The organism is Candidatus Zymogenus saltonus (assembly GCA_016929395.1).
In the GTDB taxonomy this organism is placed as follows: domain Bacteria; phylum Desulfobacterota; class Zymogenia; order Zymogenales; family Zymogenaceae; genus Zymogenus; species Zymogenus saltonus.
In genome coordinates this window covers 37,123-54,919 of the sequence record JAFGIX010000010.1, presented here as the reverse complement: position 1 = coordinate 54,919, position 17,797 = coordinate 37,123, and the positions used below count along the sequence as shown (strand labels likewise).

The window sequence follows — 17,797 nt, the reverse complement described above, 5'->3', positions numbered from 1 at the left end:
CACCTGCACTCCCCAAACCGCAATTCATTCCCCTTAAATAGATTGACAAAGCCGACGGCTTTTAATATTATAATACCCAACATGAAAGAGCTGAAAAGAACAGGAAACGTCATCCTCGGCGTCACCGGCGGCATCGCCGCCTACAAGGCGTGCGAGCTGTCAAGGCTATTGGTTAAAGCCGGCCACGGCGTCACCGTCGTTATGACGAAAAACGCCCAGGAATTCGTGACGCCCCTGACGTTCTCGACACTGACCGGAAACGACGTCGTAACCGGGATGTACGAGTCCCCCGCCAGGACCGAGCATATCGACATCGCCGAGGCGGCGGACCTCGTCGTCGTCGCCCCCGCCACCGCGAACGTCATAGGTAAGGTGGCCGGCGGCATCGCCGACGACATGCTGACCACGGTGATCATGGCCACAAAAGCTCCAGTTGTTTTCTGCCCCGCCATGAACGTCAACATGTACGAAAACCCGATCGTCCAGGAAAATATTGCGAAGTTGAGGAAGTTCGGCTACTTCTTCGTTGAGCCTAATGAGGGTGAGCTCGCCTGCGGCGTTATCGGCGCGGGGAGAATGGCCGAGCCGGCGGAGATCATGGCGTCCGTCAGCGACCTCTTCGCGGGCGACCTCAAGAAGGGGGGCTTGAGCTGCGACCTTAAAGGGTTAAGGGTGATGGTTACCGCAGGGCCGACGAGAGAGGCTATCGACTCGGTCCGCTACATCACCAACCACTCCACGGGTAAGATGGGGTACGCCGTCGCCAGGAGGGCCAGGAGCAGGGGCGCCGATGTCCTGCTGATCACGGGGCCTTCGAGCCTGTCGCCTCCCGCCGGCGTCGAGACGATAAGGGTGACCAGCGCCGCCGACATGGGAAGGGAGGTCAACGCCAGGTTTGACGGGGTGGACGCCGTAATAAAGGCGGCGGCCGTCGCCGACGTGACTCCCCTTAAAAAGAGCGACCACAAGCTGAAGAAGGAGGAGTGCGGCGAGGCGATAAAGCTCGGCAGGACCGAGGATATTCTTAAAGGTCTGGGCAGGATAAAGGGAGACAAGATACTCGTGGGGTTCGCCGCCGAGACGAGGGACCTCATGGAGAACGCCGAGAGAAAGCTCAGGGAGAAAAACCTCGACCTGATCGTGATCAACGACGTATCGAGGACGGACGCCGGCTTTGCGGCGGACACCAACGAGGTCAAGATTATCGATGCCAAGGGCGCCGTCGACTCGCCGCCCCTCATGATGAAGGAAGGGGTGGCTGAGTACATCCTCGACAGGGTAAAGGAGATATGGCTGGAGAAGAGGAAAGGGAAAAATTAGTCAGGGAGGCCGTCTCGGCCCTGCAGTATCTTAAGGCGCTGGGCTGTGACTACATCCCGGACGGCCCCGGCATCAGGGCGCTCTTCGGCGAGGGGGCGCAGATGGTGGAGGCGAGGGAGCGGATGAAGGAGGTGGTGGCAGAGGAGAAGGTCGTGGTCGAGACGGTTGGGGAACCGACTGCGGCGACGGCGACATCTTTGCAGTCCTTGAATCTTGAGGGGGAGAGACCCTCGGTGACGCTCGAAGAGATCAGGGAGAGGCTCGGCGACTGCGCAAGGTGCAAGCTGAGCTCCGGAAGGCAGAATATAGTTTTCGGCGACGGGAACCCGAACGCGGTACTGATGTTCGTGGGGGAGGGGCCGGGAAAGGACGAGGACATACAGGGGATCCCATTCGTGGGGAGGGCGGGCCAGCTCCTGACAAAGATCATAGAGGCGATCGACATGAAGAGGGAGGACGTCTACATCGCAAACATCGTGAAGTGCCGCCCCCCGGAAAACAGGGTCCCGGAGCCGGACGAGGTCAAGGCGTGCATCCCCTTTCTGATGGATCAGATCGAGGCGATAAGGCCACAGATCATCGTGACCCTGGGCGGTGTCGCCACGAATAACCTCTTGGGGACAAAGGGGTCTCTGGGAAGCGCGAGGGGGAGATTTCACACCCTCGACCATTTTGGAAGCCTCGTTATGCCTACGTATCACCCCGCCTATCTCCTCAGGGACCCCGCGAAGAAGCGGGAGACCTGGGAGGACATGAAGAAAGTGAGGGATATGTACAACACACTGATGAAAGGTGAGTGAGAGAAGATGAATATAAATGGTTTGAGAAAAAGAAAGACGATCCTCAAGGTGCAGGTCGCGATATTTCTGCTGGGGATTATCCTCGCCCTTGGCCCGGTCCTGCTTGGGCAGGAGGGGGTGACGACCCGGGCCGAGAACGCCGACACGGTCAGCATCCTGAGGCTTAAGGGGGCGATAAACCCGATATCGGCGGAATATATAATCGACGGAATCAAGGACGCCGAGGAAAAGGGATACGACGCCGTCCTCATAGAGCTGGACACCCCGGGTGGGCTGATGGAGCCGATGCGCGATATTATAAGCGCGATAATAAACACGGAGATTCCGGTGATCGTCTACGTCTCCCCGAAGGGCGCCAGGGCGGCCTCCGCCGGGGCCTTCATCACAATCGCTTCCGACATAGCGGCGATGGCCCCAAACACGAACATCGGGGCGGCGTCGCCCGTCATGATGACGCCCGTCGGCGGGGATAAGGATAAAAGCGTTTTCCCGACGGAGAAGGGGGATAAGGAGAAGACTCAGGAGAAGGACGGAAACACCGAGACCCTTATGAAAAAGGTGATGGAGGACAGCGTCGCGTACATTACGGGATTGGCGGAGAGCAACGACAGGAACGTGGAGCTTGCGGTTCTGATGGTGACGGAGGCCAAGTCTATAACCTCGACCGAGGCGCTGTCGAAAAACATAGTGGATATTCTCGCGGAGGATATTGACAGTCTCTTTTCCCAGATCGAGGGAAAGACCTTTATGACTAGTAAGGGTGAGATAAAGCTCTCTCTCGTAAACGCGAAGCGGGTCGAATACAAAATGGGCTTCAGGAGGGAGTTCATATATATCCTTACAAATCCGACCATTTTCTATCTACTCTTGATGCTTGGAATCGCGGGGATCTACTTCGAGCTATCCAATCCGGGGGCGATCTTCCCCGGCGTTATAGGAGGTATCAGCATTATACTTGCACTTTACGCGTCGCAATCGATCCCGATAAACTTCGCCGGCGTGCTCTTGATCCTTCTGGCGGTGATACTCTTCATACTGGAGATAAAGGTGACAAGCTACGGGCTCTTGACGGTCGGCGGGGTGCTTTCCCTCTTCTTGGGCTCGGTAATGCTTTTCAAATCGAATCTGGAGTTTCAGAGGCCATCTATGTGGACGATAATCGTAACGGTGATATGTGTGGCGGCGTTTTTCATCGCCGTTATAGGACTGGCGGCAAAGGCATATTTGAAGACGCCCAGCACCGGGAAAGAGGGGATAGTCGGGAAGAGGGGGGTCGCCAAGACAGACATCAACGAGGACGGAGGCAAGGCGTACGTCTACGGGGAGTGGTGGGACGCCACAAGCGACGCCCCCATAAAGAAGGGGGAGAAGGTCGAGGTCGTTGAGAGCGTTGACCTCGGCGTCAGGGTTAAAAAGATATAGGCGACGTTAAATGTCATATCGAGAGGAGATCGGATAAACGGGATGTGTGTCGATATCGATAGGGGGGATAGGGGGGTGGATCTGAAAGCCGTCAGGGCGGTCTCCCTCATATCGGGGGGGCTTGACGGCCTGCTCGCGACGCGCCTCGTCATGGATATGGGGATCGATGTCTTGGCGCTCAACTTCGTGACACCCTTCTTCGGGATGGGGCCGGGTCTGGGATATGACGAGTACGCCGGGGAATTCAAGGCGAGGATGCTCGATCTCTACGGCATAAAAGCTGAGGTTATCGACATCTCCGAAAAATACATCGAGATTGTGGGAAATCCCCCCCACGGCTACGGCAAGGATTTCAATCCATGCCTCGACTGCAAGATAATGATGGTGTCGGAGGCGAAGAGGTACATCGATGATACGGCCGAAGGCGGGGAGGCAAGGCTCATAGTCACAGGGGAGGTCCTGGGCCAGCGCCCCATGTCCCAGAGGAGGGACACGTTGAGGATAATCGAGCGGGAGTCGGACTGCCGGGGGATTTTGCTTCGCCCCCTCTCTGCAAGACTCCTCGAGCCGACCGTTCTGGAGGAGGAGGGGTACGTTGATCGAGGGTCGCTCTTAGGACTTTCCGGCAGGGGAAGGAAACCCCAAATCGCTCTTGCCGGGAGCCTCGGAATAGAACAATTCGAGGCGCCGGCAGGGGGGTGCTGTCTCACCGACCCGATCATCTCGAAAAGGATAAGGAGGCTCTACGGGGTAAAGGGGACTCCTGCCCCGGAATATATTTCAATGATGAGGGCGGGAAGGCCCTTTCACCTCGGCGGGGGCGTGATCCTGACCTTGGGGAGGGACGACGGGGAGAACAGGATTATCGAGAAGATGGGGGGCAGCGGATCGATCTTCGTAAGGCTCGTGGATGTCCCCGGCCCCCTGGGCCTTATGAGGGGGGATTATAACAACGATCATATCTCCCTTGCAATATCGATCCTGGCGAGGTATAGTAAGGCTCGAAACGAGGGAAGCGTCAGGGGGGGGGTCGGCGGCGCCGTGGATAAGATCGAAGGAGAAATTAGGGCAAGGCCGATCGATGACGAAGATATTGAGACTCTGAGGTTTTAAAAAATAGAGGAGAAGATATGAGGAGATCCAGGATATTGTCTACCGGCAGATGCCTGCCGGAGAGGGTGGTGACGAACCACGATCTGTCAAAAGTGATGAGGACCAACGACAAGTGGATTCAGGAGCGGACCGGGATAGTCGAGCGGAGGTACGTGGAGGATGACACCGGAGCATCGGACCTCGGATATGAGGCGTCCGTTATCGCCATCGAGAGGGCGGGGATAAAGCCGGAGGATATCGACATGATAATCTTCGGGACATTGAGCTACGATCACACCTTCCCGGGCTCGGGGTGTCTTCTGCAGGAGAAGCTGGGAATACCAGGCGTCGCGGCGCTCGACGTCAGAAACCAGTGCACCGGCTTCATGTACGGCATGGCCATAGCAGACCAGTTCGTCAAGACCGGAATGTACGACCACGTGCTCGTTGTCGGGGCGGAGGTCCACTCCACCGGACTTCAGTTCTCCGACGAGGGGAGGGACGTCACGGTGATCTTCGGCGACGGGGGCGGGGCCGCCGTAATCGGGGTCAGCGACGATGAAAATAAGGGCATACTCTCCTCGCACCTCCACGCCGACGGCAACGGATTTCGTGAGCTCTGGATAGAGGCTACCTCGTGCCGTACGTTTCCAAGGATCACCCACCAGATGCTCGATGGTGGGAAGGTCTGGCCCAAGATGAACGGAAAGAACGTATTCAAGAACGCCGTGACGAGGTTGCCTGAGGTAATACACGAGGCCTTGGACGCCAACGGTCTTAAAATTGAAGACATCGATCATCTGGTGCCCCATCAGGCGAATATGAGGATCAACCAGTTCGTAGCCCACAAGCTGGGCATCCCGGAGGAGAAGGTGTGGCATAACATCCAGAGATACGGAAACACCACCGCCGCCACAATCCCGATCTGCCTCGACGAGATGCTGGAACAGGGCGTAATCCATGATGGAGATATTTTAATGATCGCGGCGTTTGGAGCTGGCTTTACGTGGGCCTCGTCGCTGGTGAGGTGGTAGGAAGGCTTCTTTAAAAAATTTCGCTTTTCCAAGGGTGGATCAGGATTTTTCAAGGTTTCTCTTTTTAATCCCGTCCGCCCTTTTTAATATGAAGAAATAGTACTCTCAAGGATATAGAGATCGATGCAAGACCTCACCCCCATGTTGAGACAGTATCACAAGATAAAGGAGGATTACCCCGACTGCATCCTCTTCTATCGCATGGGGGACTTCTACGAGATGTTCTTTGAGGACGCAATGGAGGCCTCGCCCGTCCTCGAGATCGCCCTCACCACCCGGGACAAGGGGAAAGAAAATCCCGTCCCTATGTGCGGTGTCCCGTATCACGCCGCGGAAAACTACATATCGAGGTTATTGAAAAACGGCTACAAGGTGGCGATCTGCGAGCAGGTGGAGGACCCGGCAAAGGCGAAGGGGATCGTCAGGCGGGAGGTCGTCAGGGTGGTCACGCCGGGGCTTTCTGGAGAAATCGGCGGGATCGAGTCTAAGGAGAACAACTACATAGCCGGCCTCGTCAAGGGCGGGGACAGATGGGGGGCGTCCTTCCTCGATTTTTCCACTGGGGAGTTCAGGACGACGGAGCTCGATGACGTTTTCGAGCTTATCGACGAAATATCCAAGCTGAATCCCAGAGAGGTGGTGATGCCGGAGGGGATGGAGGGGGAGGCGGACGCCGAGCCCTTGTACACCGTGTTTTCCCATCTCCTCATAACCTACATGGACCCCTCTCCTTTTTCTACTGAATCCGCCGCAAAGACGATCTGCGAGATATTCAATCTTGGGAGCGTCGATGGGCTGGGAATCAAGGAAACGCCCCTGGCGCTCTCGGCGACGGGCGGGCTTTTGAGATACGTGGTCGACTATCAGAGGGGCGAAGCTTTCCACCTCTCCTTCCCGAGGCTCTACGTCCCCTCGGAGTTCATGCTGGTTGACGACGTCACGAAGAGAAACCTGGAGCTCGTAAAGACCCTCTACGAGGGCGCCAGGAGCGGCTCCCTCCTCTCGCTATTGGATAGGACGGTAACCTCGATGGGCGGGAGGCTTCTGAGGGGCTGGATAAACTATCCCTTAACCGACGTTACCGAGATCCAATCGAGGCTTGACGCCGTGGAAAGTTTTTACAACGACAGGGGAGGGACTCTGGAGATAACCGAAATGCTCTCTCAAATTTCAGATATCGAGAGGATTGTCGGCAGGGTCTCCACGAACATCGCTGGGCCGAGGGACCTCGCGGCCCTATCCGGGTCGCTTAAGATGATACCGGTCGTGAGAGAGTCGCTCGAGAGATTCAAGGCCGATGCGATAGACAAGATAACGGAGGGATTCGCCGAATTCGCCGAGCTTGTCGAAAAGATCGACAAGACGCTTGTGGAGTCGCCGCCGCCCTCCCTTAGGGACGGCGGAATTATCGCCGACGGCGTGAACGAGGAGCTGGACGAGTTGAGATCGATTTCCAGGGAGGGTAAGGACTGGATATTGAGGATCGAGGAGAAGGAGAGGGTAAGGACGAAAATCCCGAAGCTCAAAATTAGATACAACAAGGTCTTCGGCTACTACATCGAGGTCTCGAATATCCACACCGACAAGGTCCCGAACGACTACATAAGAAAGCAGACCCTCGTCTCGGCCGAGAGATACATCACCCCGGAGCTCAAGGAGTACGAGGCGAAGGTCTTAGGTGCCGACGATAGGATCAAGGCGATTGAGTACGACATCTTCGTGGAATTAAGGGACTGGGTCAAGGGCTGGATAAGGGATATCAAGGCGGCGGCGGCATCGATAGCTGCGCTTGACGTCTACACGAGCCTCGCCCTCTGTGCCATCGACCTCGATTTTACAAAGCCGGTCGTGGATGAGTCCCTGATCATAGAGATCAGGGATGGGAGACACCCGATGGTGGAAAAGGCCCTCCCGAAGGGGACTTTTGTGGCAAACGATATATCCGTTGACACGAGCAAAAAACAGCTCCTCATCATCACCGGCCCCAACATGGCGGGAAAGTCCACCATAATAAGGCAGGTTGCCGTAATAGTCCTGATGGCCCAGATAGGCTCCTTCGTCTCTGCAAGCCATGCCAGGATAGGCGTGGTCGACAGGATATTCACGAGGGTCGGGGCGTCGGACTCGATAGTCAGGGGGCAGTCCACATTCATGGTGGAGATGGTCGAGACGGCCAACATCCTGAACAACGCCACGGGGAGGTCGCTTGTCATACTCGACGAGATAGGGAGGGGTACGAGCACCTTCGACGGACTGTCCATAGCCTGGGCCGTGGCCGAATATATCCACGACAATGCAACGCTGAGACCCAGAACCCTCTTTGCCACCCACTACCACGAGCTGACGGAGCTTTCGGCCGTCAAGGAGAGGGTAAAAAATTACTACATATCCGCAAAGGAGTGGAACGGGAGGATGATCTTCTCGAGGACCATAAAAGAAGGGGTCTCCAGCCGAAGCTACGGGATCAACGTGGCGAGGCTCGCGGGGATCCCCCATGAGGTCATCGAAAGGGCGAAGGCGATCCTCGAAAACATCGAGAGAGGGGAATTCACCACGAGGGGCATCCCCGCCCTGATAGCAGGGGACAAAGCACCGGAGAGACACACGGATTCGCAGCTCGACCTCTTTTACGGCGACGAGAGGGAATTCTTCGAGGAAGTGGCGGCGCTCGATACGCAGGACATGACCCCGCTGGACGCCCTTAATAGGTTAGACGAAATTGTAAAAAAACTAAAAAAAATAAAGGAACAATAGTTTTTTTCTTGATATATAAAATTCCCTGTGAGATTATACCTACCTATAACGTTAGGGTGATGAGACTATTATGAAGGTTCCATCTAAAAATCTCGTTATAGCCTTGTATGCATTCGGTGTTTGCATTGATTCAACAAGTGGAATAGAATCTGTTCGATATAGGCCCCTTTTATAAGGGGTGTTTTTTTTAGAGGGGGGGGTCGGGAGTTTTAGGGGGGTCGGGCAATTTACTGGGGGGAGCAGGTAATTTACGGAGGTCGGGGAGTTTTAGGGGGGTCGGGGGATTTTCAATTAGCGTCAGGTGGAAGGTCTCGTATATAATATAAATAGTAATAGGGGATCAAAAGGTGGAAAAAGAGCTTAAAAAGATGCTCGAGTACGAGGCGGAGGCACAAGAAATTTTGGACGGCGCCAACAGGAGGGCGGACCAGATAAAGGGGGAGGCCCAGAGGGACGCGGATGAAATGCTGAAGGAGATGAGATTCAAGGCGGAAGACAAGGCCCAGAAGATCAGGGAAAAGATAGTCGTGGATGCAAAGGAGGAGGCCGAAAAAATCCACCTCCGCACAAAAAAGAACCTTCAGGAGATGGAGGCCAGGGCGAAAAAGAGGATGGACGAGGCGGCGGCGACGGTGATCTCCGAGTTCTTCGAGATATAATCGGGTCGGGTCAATTTTGTTGTGGGGGTCGGGTCAATTTGATAGGGGGGGGTTGGGGGGTTGGGGCAATTTGGTAGGGGGGGCTGGGGTGAGGCGGGGCTGTTAAACCGGTGTTATTGTGATCGGATTGATCGTATAAGGATTGATTGAAAATATATGTTGCTTGAAGTAGAAAAATATTCCTTTATCAACGCCAAGATAAGGGGCATGAAAAGCCGCCTCTTCGACGGGGCAAGGTACAAACAGCTCATGGAGACCACCCAGCTCGACGCGTTTGTCAAGGCCCTGATCGATACCGACTACGGAGATACGCTCTTGGGACTCGGCTCCGGCGAGGCGGAGATTACGGAGGTCACCAGGGCCTTCGACAGGAGCCTAATCGCCACCTACAAGACCATACTCAAGTTCTTCACGTCAAAAAAAGAAAACACCTTTATAGCTCATCTCATCTCGAGGCTGGAGGTGGAAAACCTCAAGATCATATTGAGGGGGAAGTTCAAGGGTATAAGCCCCGTTTTGATAAGCGATGCGCTGATTCCGACCAACGGTCTTTCCAATATAGATTACGATAGGCTGATAAACAGCAAAGACGTCGACGAGTTTGTGTCCGATCTGGGCTCAACCCGATATGGAATATCGCTGAGGCAGGTGCTCCCCCTTTTTGTGAAAGACAGGAGGACGGTCCTGCTCGAGCGCCCCATGGACGAGACATATTATTTCAGTATGTTCGAAAATCTCAAGAACCTGACGGGCAACGACGAGAAGATCATGAAGGGCTATATCGGCACCATTATAGATTGTTTCAACATCATGGGGACCTTGAGATACAGGCTCTATTACGATGTGCCCTCGGATGCTGTAAAATCGATGATCATCCCGATAAGATACAGGCTTGCAAAAACGGAGTTGGAGTCCTTGACCCGGGCCACCGAAGAGGACTACAGGGACATAATAAACAGCTCATATTACGGGAGACACGTGGGGAGTTACGGCGATCTACCGGAGCTGGAGATGGGCCTGAACCGCATCATGGCGGCCAGCGCCAGGAAAGTTCTTTCGGGCTCTCCGTTCAATATCGGCACAATCATCGGCTACCTCGCCTTAAAGGAGCTCGAGGTGGGAAACCTCAAGTGTATAGCCGAGGGGAAAAGACACAACCTTGCCGAAGATGAAATATCGGCAAGCCTTGTCATGTAGGCGAAGCTTTTTTTCTTTGTTTGATATGTGAATGAATTGAATTTGGAACCTAAATGAAATATAATTGTAGCTACCCTGTTGATCTGGAGTGGAATATTGAACTAAAAGCACGCGACCTGAAAGCGCGATCTAAAAGAGAACTGCAAATTAGCAACCTGTAAAACGGTGATCTGAAAATCGGCTGAGCGAAAATTGTCCCAGGCGGCACAATTTCAGAAGAGATTCTATTGGGTAAGAAGTTATTTTTTGAAGCCACTAAAGGCTTAATTGCTTTAAAATCCAAATGCCGAAAGGGTAAATAGATGTTTCGTCCCGTGCCAATGATTAGGGCCAATATCCTTATCCTCGATAGGGACCTTGCCGTTGTGACCAAGGAGATAGGCCGACTCGGCATAATGCACCTGGAAGAGGTCGGGCAGACGCCGGGCCTGCTGGATATGGGCTGGACGCCGGGAGAGGAGCTCGAGGTTGTCTCCCGGTACCAGACCGCCAAGAGACAGCTCGACGAGATAATAGAAGACACCGAAATCCCCAAAGACGCCCCAATAGCTCCCGGCAATTTCGACGTAAATCCCCTGAAAGATATCGACGCCCTCGAGGATAAGATCGAGGGCTACTACAACCGGATAAAGTCCATAGGCGATCAAGTCCTCTCCCTGAGGGATATGCTCGTATCCGAAGAGGATAATCTAAAGAAGGCAAAAAACATGATCGGGATAAACGCCGATCTTGAAAGGATGCGATCCTTAAAGGTACTTCACATGTCGCTCGGCTACTTCCCGTTGAAGGTCTCCCGCAGCCTCGAAGAATATGTTACGACAAAATACACCTCCTATATCCAGCTTGATACCAGGGGCGATCGAGAGCTGGGGGCTGTCTTTTGCCTTGCCGAGGACGCCGACAAGCTCATGGGCGAAATAAGAAACCTGGGATTTGAGCCCGTGCCGCTTCCTCAGGACTGTAAAGGAAATCCCGAGGAGGCGATACAGGAGATCGAGGCCAGAATAGAGAACATAAAGATCAGGATTACGGAGAGCGAAAACAAGCTGAGGGGCTTCGGATGGACCGAGAGGGGAGAGATATTGAAGACTAAGGAGCACCTCGAGACGAATCTCGATATCCTCAAGGCGGTTAAGTCGATGGGTATCTCCGAGAGCACGGCCCTCATTACCGGCTGGGTGGCCGAGGAGAACGCCGACAAACTCGAAAAGGCATTGAAAGCCACCCTGAAAAATCCCTTCTATTTGAGCACGACGAGACCGGAGGAGATCGAGGAGGTGAGAACAGGCAGGGTCAAGGTCCCGGTGATATTCAAAAACCCGAAGTTCCTGGCCCCCTTCGAGACCCTCGTTACCACCTACGGCCCCCCGAACTACAACGAGATCGAGCCCTCCTCGATAATCGGGATGGCGTTCATAATACTCTTCGGTGTAATGTTCGGGGACATCGGCCACGGGCTCTGTCTCTTTCTCATCGGACTTTTGGTAAAGAAAAAATACAAGGCCGCCAAGGACCTCGGGAGCATCTTGAACATCGCCGGGGTCTCCTCGATGTTTTTCGGCGTGATCTTCGGCGAACTCTTCGGCTACCACGCAATCCACTACGGATTTGTCTTCAGCCCGATGGAGAATATCGATTCGTTGATGGTCTCGGCCATAGCCTTCGGGATATTCTTCATCAGCATCGGGCTTATTATTAATATCATAAACTCCATCAGGGCAAGGGACTTCGAGGTGGGGCTTTTAGAGAACCACGGTCTCGTGGGAACGATCTTCTACTGGGGGGCGATCTTCGTAGTCGTGGTCTCGTTCGCCAAGCCGGAAGCCGTGAAAATACCTACGTGGGGGATAATCTCGATCGTGGGGGTTCCCCTCTTGATCATCTTCTTGAGGGAGCCGATTTATCACCTCTTTTCCAACAAGAGGCCGCTGATAAAGAAGACTGGGGAGTATTTCCTCGGGTCTCTGGTGGAGGTCCTGGACACCTGCACCGGTTTTCTCTCGAACAGCGTCTCGTTTATCAGGGTGGCCGCCTTTTCCCTGGCCCACGTGGCGCTGATGGGGGCGATCCTGATGCTGGTGGAGATGTTGAAAAAGGGGGATACGTACGGGCTGGCCTCTATATCGATGATGATAGGGGGAAACGCGCTTGTTATCGTCCTCGAAGGCCTCGTGGTGTCGATACAATCTGTAAGGCTTATATATTACGAGTTCTTCGGTAAATTTTACAGGGGGGAGGGAAAGATATTCTCTCCCATGAAGGTAGGGGCCTTCGGCGAAGAAAAATAGAGTCATAAAATAAAAAAGGAGTTGTTTCATGAAGATCAAAAAGATAGTTATAGGACTGATATTGCTGAACGTCTTGCTTGTTACCGGAATGACCGGCGTAATGATGTTCGGAATTTTAACGCCCACCGAGAGTTACGGATTTCAGACCGATACCGAAACCGAGGGTGCTCCTCCATCCCACGATGTGGCGACGGGCACCGGGGGCGGGGGCGTATCCGATCAGGTGAAGTCTTGGGGATACATCGCGGCGGCCCTGGCAACCGGCTTTTCCTGTATCGCCGGGGGGATCGCGGTCAGCGGCGTCGGCTCCGCCGCCATGGGGGCGTTGAGCGAAAAGCCGGACCTCGCGGGCCGTGCCCTTATCTTCGTCGGACTGGCGGAGGGAGTCTGTATCTACGGACTGATCATATCGATCATGATCCTCGGCAAGCTCGGTTAATGACGAAGCGGGAAGTGAAATGGAATTTTTCGTAATCGGCGACAGCGATACCGTTATAGGCTTTTCCCTCGCGGGAATAAACGGCAGGAGCGTCAACAACTCCAGGGAAGGACTGATGGCTCTCAACGAGGCCGTGGAGTCGGAAAGGATAGGGATCATCCTGATAACGGAGAGGGTGGCCCAGGAGATAAGGCCGGAGATAGAAAATATCATCATAAACAGGAATCTCCCCCTCCTGGTGGAGATTCCAGACATCGGCGGCTCCCTCGAAGACAAGATCACCATTTCTGATCTGGTAAAGAGCGCAATAGGGATAAAGATCTGATTTTAAGGATTTATTGAGAGGACGGCAAATGGCACCCTTGGAGTCTGTTGACAGCCTGGGACAGATCGTCTTGAACGAGTCGAAGGACAAAACGGAGTGGATTATCCAGAGCGCAGAGGAAACTAAGAAGAAGATCATGGAGGATGCTAAAAGCAGGGCGAAGGAGAACTCCGACAGGATAATCCATACCGGAAAACAGCTGGGGGAAAAGGAAAAACAGAAGCTCCTCTCCACCGCCGAGATGGAGGTGAAGAAGATCGTCTTGAACTCCAAAGAGACGTTGATAGAGGAGACATTTCGCAGGGCGCGGCAGGAGTTCAACGAGCTGAAGAAGACTAAGAAGTACAAGGATATACTCATAAAACAGGTCGAATCCTCCATAGCGGAGCTTGAGGGGAAGGAGTTTACGGTCGATGTCTACGAGGGGGAGGGATTGGCGCTCACAAACGAGATCGTACAGAGGATAGCCAAGAACACGAAAAAGAAGGGATTGAAGATAACGTTAAACGAGGTTTCGGAGGATATGGGAGGGGTGATCGTTCGGGAGAAGGGGGGCAAGGTCTCTATTGACAACACCTTTGACAGCATCCTCGACAGGAAGAGGAACGAGATAAGGGTCAGGATTTCCGAGATTCTTTTTGAATAAGGAGAGATGATGGAAAACAAGGTCGGAGCCGTTATTTGGATAAGCGGTCCGGTGGTAAAGGCCAGGGTAGAGAAAGAGATCGATATGATGGAGATGGTGATGGTGGGGGAGGACAGGATATCGGGGGAGGTTATCGAGCTTGAACGGGACGTGGCCACGATACAGGTGTACGAGGAGACGACGGGCTTAAAGCCCGGGGCGGAGGTGTTCGGCACCGGCCTTCCCCTATCGGTGGAGCTGGGCCCCGGTCTCATAAGCAACATCTACGACGGGGTTCAGAGACCGCTGGAGACGATATTGAAATCGACCGGGGATTTCATCGAGCGGGGGGTTCAGGTGTCCCCCCTATCGAGGGAGCTGAAGTGGAAGTTCACCCCGACCGTCTCCGCCGGCGACGATCTAAAAGGAGGGGCGGTTCTGGGAACGGTTCCGGAGGGATTCGTGATAACTCACAAGGTCCTTTTGCACCCCAACATTTCGGGCAAGGTAAAGAAGATCGTCCCGGAGGGCGAGTACACCCTGGACGACGTGATATGCGAAATAGAGACGAAGAAGGGAGTTGAAGAGGTAAAGATGTATCATCGGTGGCCCGTAAGGGTGGGAAGGCCTTATGCGGGGAGACTCGCGCCGTCCATTCCCCTTATTACGGGCCAGAGGATCATAGACACCTTCTTTCCGATCGCCAAGGGGGGGACGGCGGCGATCCCCGGGGGATTCGGCACTGGCAAGACCGTAACCCAGCACAACCTTGCCAAGTGGTCGGACGCCGATATAATCGTCTATATCGGGTGCGGGGAGCGGGGAAACGAGATGACCGGCGTTCTGGTCGATTTCCCGGAGCTGGAAGACCCCAGGACAGGAAAGCCGCTGATGGAGCGGACTATTCTCATCGCCAACACCTCCAACATGCCGGTGGCAGCGAGGGAGGCCTCCATATACACTGGGATCACGTTGGCGGAGTTTTACCGGGATATGGGCTACGACGTCGCCATCATGGCGGACTCCACCTCTCGCTGGGCAGAGGCCTTGAGGGAAATCTCCGGGCGCCTGGAGGAGATGCCGGCCGAGGAAGGCTTTCCGGCCTATCTGGCGACCCGGCTTGCCGAGTTTTACGAGCGCTCCGGGCGCGTGGAAACGCTGGGGGGAGGGACGGGGTCGGTAAGCGCCATAGGGGCGGTGTCGCCGCCGGGGGGTGATTTCTCGGAGCCGGTGACCCAGCACACAAAGAGATTCGTCAGGTGCTTTTGGGGCCTGGACAAGGAGCTGGCCTCGGCGAGGTTTTACCCCGCCATCAACTACATGGAGAGCTACAGCGAATATATGGACGAGGTGGAGACGTGGTGGAGGGAAAACGGCGACAGGGATTGGAAGATAATGAGAAACGAGGCGATGGAGATCCTGCGCCAAGATGATAAGCTGCAGCAAATTGTAAGGCTCGTAGGGGAGGACGCTTTGCCTGACGAGCAGAAGTTAGTTGTGGACGGAGCCAAGCTTATAAAAAACGCCTTTCTCCAGCAGAGCGCCTTTGACGACATCGACATGTACTGTATGCCGAAAAAGCAGATAAAGATGATGGCTCTCATTATGCACTTCTACAGGAGGGCGCAGATCATAATAAATCAGGGAGTTCCGATCTACAAGATAAGGGAGCTCCCTATCTTGAACGAGCTAAACAGGATGAAGGGAAAGATCGAAAACGACAAGATAGAGGATTTCGAGAAAATACTCAAGCAGGTAGATGAAGAGTTTGATACACTCATTTCCTGATCAAAGGAGTTGAAGTGATGGCGGTTGTAAAAGAATATGTAGGTCTTCAGAAGATCAAAGGCCCGTTGATCTTTATCGAGGGGATAAAAGACGTGGGATTCGAGGAGATGGTGGAGATAACATCTCCCGACGGCAACAGGCTCCACGGAAGGGTGCTGGAGATCAGCAGCAATCTCGCGGTGGTGGAGGTTTTCGAGGGGACGAGTGGCCTTAGCATCACCGGGAGCAGGGTGAGGTTTCTGGGCGAGCCGTTGAGACTTCCGGTATCATCCGATATGCTGGGAAGGGTCTTTAACGGCCTGGGCAGCCCGATCGACGGCGGCGCCGAGCCGATCACCACGATACATAGGGACATAAACGGCGCCCCCATAAACCCGATAATAAGGGAATATCCCCGCGATTTCATCCAGACCGGCATCTCGACCATTGACCAGATGAACACCCTGGTCCGCGGGCAGAAGCTCCCGATATTCTCCGGCTCGGGGCTTCCCCACAACCAGCTTGCGGCCCAGATCGTCAGGCAGGCGAAGATACTGGGAGAGGAGGAGGAGTTCGCAGTGGTCTTTGCGGCGGTGGGAGTAAAGCACGACGTGGCGGACGTCTTCAGAAAAAGCTTCCAGGAGAGCGGGGCCTTGAAAAACGTGGTGATGTTTCTGAACCTCGCAGACGACCCGTCCATCGAACGCCTCGTAACGCCCCGGTGCGCCCTTACGATGGCGGAGTATCTCGCCTTCGACAAGGGGATGCACGTCCTTGTAGTGATCACCGATATGACGAACTACTGCGAGAGCCTGAGGGAGATTTCCACCTCGAAGGGGGAGGTCCCCAGCAGGAAAGGATACCCGGGCTACCTCTACTCCGACCTTTCGTCCATATTCGAGCGGGCGGGGAAGATCAAGGGGAGAGCCGGCTCCATCACCCAGATACCGATCCTGACCATGCCGAACGACGACATCACCCACCCGATCCCAGACCTTTCGGGATACATCACCGAGGGGCAGATAGTCCTCTCCCGGGACCTCGATAAGAAGGGGATCTACCCCCCCATCAACGTCCTGCCGTCTCTTTCAAGGCTCATGAACGACGGGATAGGGGAGGGGAGGACGAGGGAGGATCACATGAACCTCTCAAGCCAACTTTATTCCGCCTACGCCACCACGAAGCAGGTGGAGATGCTCGCCTCGGTCATCGGCGAGGATGAGCTTTCCAAGGTGGACAAGAAGTATCTCGAATTCGGCGAACAGTTTGAAAAGAGGTTCATCTCCCAGGGGATGGACGAAGACCGCTCGATATTCCATAGCCTGGAGCTCGGATGGGAACTCGTCTCGATCCTTCCCAGGGCGGAGCTCGTGAGGGTCAAGGAAGAGCAGATCGAAAAATATATGCCGTCACCTTTGGAGTAATTGTATATGGCAAACAAGCTTAACGTTTCACCCACAAAGAGCAACCTCATAAAGATCAAGGGGCAGCTGGAGTTCGCCAAGGACGGCTACCAGCTCCTCGACCAGAAGCGGGAGATCCTCGTCATGGAGGTCATGCACATGATCGAGGATGTGAGGCGTGCAAGGACAAATGCGGAGGAGGTACTCTCCAAGGCCTATAAGGCCCTGAGGCGCGCGCTGATGAGGATGGGGGTCAACAAGGTGGAGGCTGTGTCGATGGCCGTTATGCCGGATATTTCGATGAAGATCACCGACAGGACCATCATGGGGGTGGTCGTGCCGATTATCGACATTACCAAGACGGAAAAGAGACCCTACTTCTACCCCGGCGGGACCGAGAGCTCCGTCGATGAGGCGGCGACGAGATTCAGGGAGGCGCTGGAGAGGATCGTGGAGCTTACGGAGGTGGAGGTGGCCGTGTGGAGGCTCGCCATCGAACTCAAAAAGACCCAGAAAAGAGTTAACGCCCTCGAAAACATCTTTATTCCCCAGTACGAGGAGACGCTGAAATTTTTAGAGGACAACCTCGCGGAAAAGGAGCGGGAGGCGTTTTTCCAGATGAAAAGGGTAAAGGCCAAACTGGCCGAGAAAGCACCCCCCTTGTAAAATATA

At 54.5% G+C, this 17,797-nt stretch carries 15 protein-coding genes; all 15 read left to right on the top strand.

The genetic code is table 11. The features are described 5' to 3' along the window. Positions 1–81 precede the first annotated feature (81 nt). The gene (gene coaBC, locus JW984_02420) at positions 82–1,320 is read left to right on the top strand and encodes a bifunctional phosphopantothenoylcysteine decarboxylase/phosphopantothenate--cysteine ligase CoaBC (protein ID MBN1572031.1); all 1,239 of its coding nucleotides are present in this window, start codon (positions 82–84) and stop codon (positions 1,318–1,320) included. Beyond that, positions 1,290–2,120: a uracil-DNA glycosylase gene (locus JW984_02415; GenBank protein MBN1572030.1), complete on the top strand. Its 831-nt coding sequence runs from the start codon at positions 1,290–1,292 to the stop codon at positions 2,118–2,120. Before coaBC ends, JW984_02415 begins: the two co-directional genes overlap by 31 nt. A gap of 6 nt (positions 2,121–2,126) precedes the next feature. Next, positions 2,127–3,542 carry a nodulation protein NfeD gene (locus JW984_02410; GenBank protein MBN1572029.1) on the top strand — a complete coding sequence of 472 codons (1,416 nt, stop codon included), beginning with the start codon at positions 2,127–2,129 and terminating at the stop codon, positions 3,540–3,542. A 75-nt stretch (positions 3,543–3,617) separates the two neighbouring features. Beyond that, positions 3,618–4,655, top strand: coding sequence for a thiamine biosynthesis protein (locus JW984_02405; GenBank protein ID MBN1572028.1), 1,038 nt, complete (start codon positions 3,618–3,620; stop codon positions 4,653–4,655). Between the two features lie 17 nt (positions 4,656–4,672). Next, positions 4,673–5,668 (top strand): ketoacyl-ACP synthase III, encoded by a 996-nt coding sequence (locus JW984_02400; protein ID MBN1572027.1) that lies wholly within the window; start codon positions 4,673–4,675, stop codon positions 5,666–5,668. Positions 5,669–5,791: 123 nt separating this feature from the next. After that, positions 5,792–8,422, top strand: coding sequence for a DNA mismatch repair protein MutS (mutS, locus tag JW984_02395; protein MBN1572026.1), 2,631 nt, complete (start codon positions 5,792–5,794; stop codon positions 8,420–8,422). Between the two features lie 347 nt (positions 8,423–8,769). Continuing rightward, complete coding sequence (locus JW984_02390) at positions 8,770–9,081, top strand: hypothetical protein (protein ID MBN1572025.1); 312 nt, start codon at positions 8,770–8,772, stop codon at positions 9,079–9,081. A 156-nt stretch (positions 9,082–9,237) separates the two neighbouring features. Next, on the top strand, positions 9,238–10,278 hold the full coding sequence (locus JW984_02385; GenBank protein MBN1572024.1) for a V-type ATPase subunit: 1,041 nt from the start codon (positions 9,238–9,240) through the stop codon (positions 10,276–10,278). Between the two features lie 302 nt (positions 10,279–10,580). Continuing rightward, entirely contained in the window at positions 10,581–12,566 is a 1,986-nt protein-coding gene (locus JW984_02380) for a hypothetical protein (protein ID MBN1572023.1), read from the top strand. 28 nt (positions 12,567–12,594) lie between these two features. Then, a complete protein-coding gene (locus tag JW984_02375) occupies positions 12,595–13,005 on the top strand; it encodes an ATPase (GenBank protein MBN1572022.1) in 411 nt (136 codons plus the stop codon). A gap of 19 nt (positions 13,006–13,024) precedes the next feature. After that, positions 13,025–13,330 (top strand): Vacuolar H+transporting two-sector ATPase F subunit, encoded by a 306-nt coding sequence (locus JW984_02370; GenBank protein ID MBN1572021.1) that lies wholly within the window; start codon positions 13,025–13,027, stop codon positions 13,328–13,330. Between the two features lie 28 nt (positions 13,331–13,358). After that, complete coding sequence (locus JW984_02365) at positions 13,359–13,976, top strand: hypothetical protein (protein MBN1572020.1); 618 nt, start codon at positions 13,359–13,361, stop codon at positions 13,974–13,976. Between the two features lie 6 nt (positions 13,977–13,982). Further along, positions 13,983–15,743 (top strand): V-type ATP synthase subunit A, encoded by a 1,761-nt coding sequence (locus JW984_02360; protein ID MBN1572019.1) that lies wholly within the window; start codon positions 13,983–13,985, stop codon positions 15,741–15,743. Between the two features lie 17 nt (positions 15,744–15,760). Continuing rightward, positions 15,761–17,146, top strand: a complete 1,386-nt coding sequence (locus JW984_02355; GenBank protein ID MBN1572018.1) for a V-type ATP synthase subunit B — start codon at positions 15,761–15,763, stop codon at positions 17,144–17,146. A gap of 6 nt (positions 17,147–17,152) precedes the next feature. Then, positions 17,153–17,791: a V-type ATP synthase subunit D gene (locus tag JW984_02350; protein ID MBN1572017.1), complete on the top strand. Its 639-nt coding sequence runs from the start codon at positions 17,153–17,155 to the stop codon at positions 17,789–17,791. Positions 17,792–17,797 lie beyond the last annotated feature (6 nt).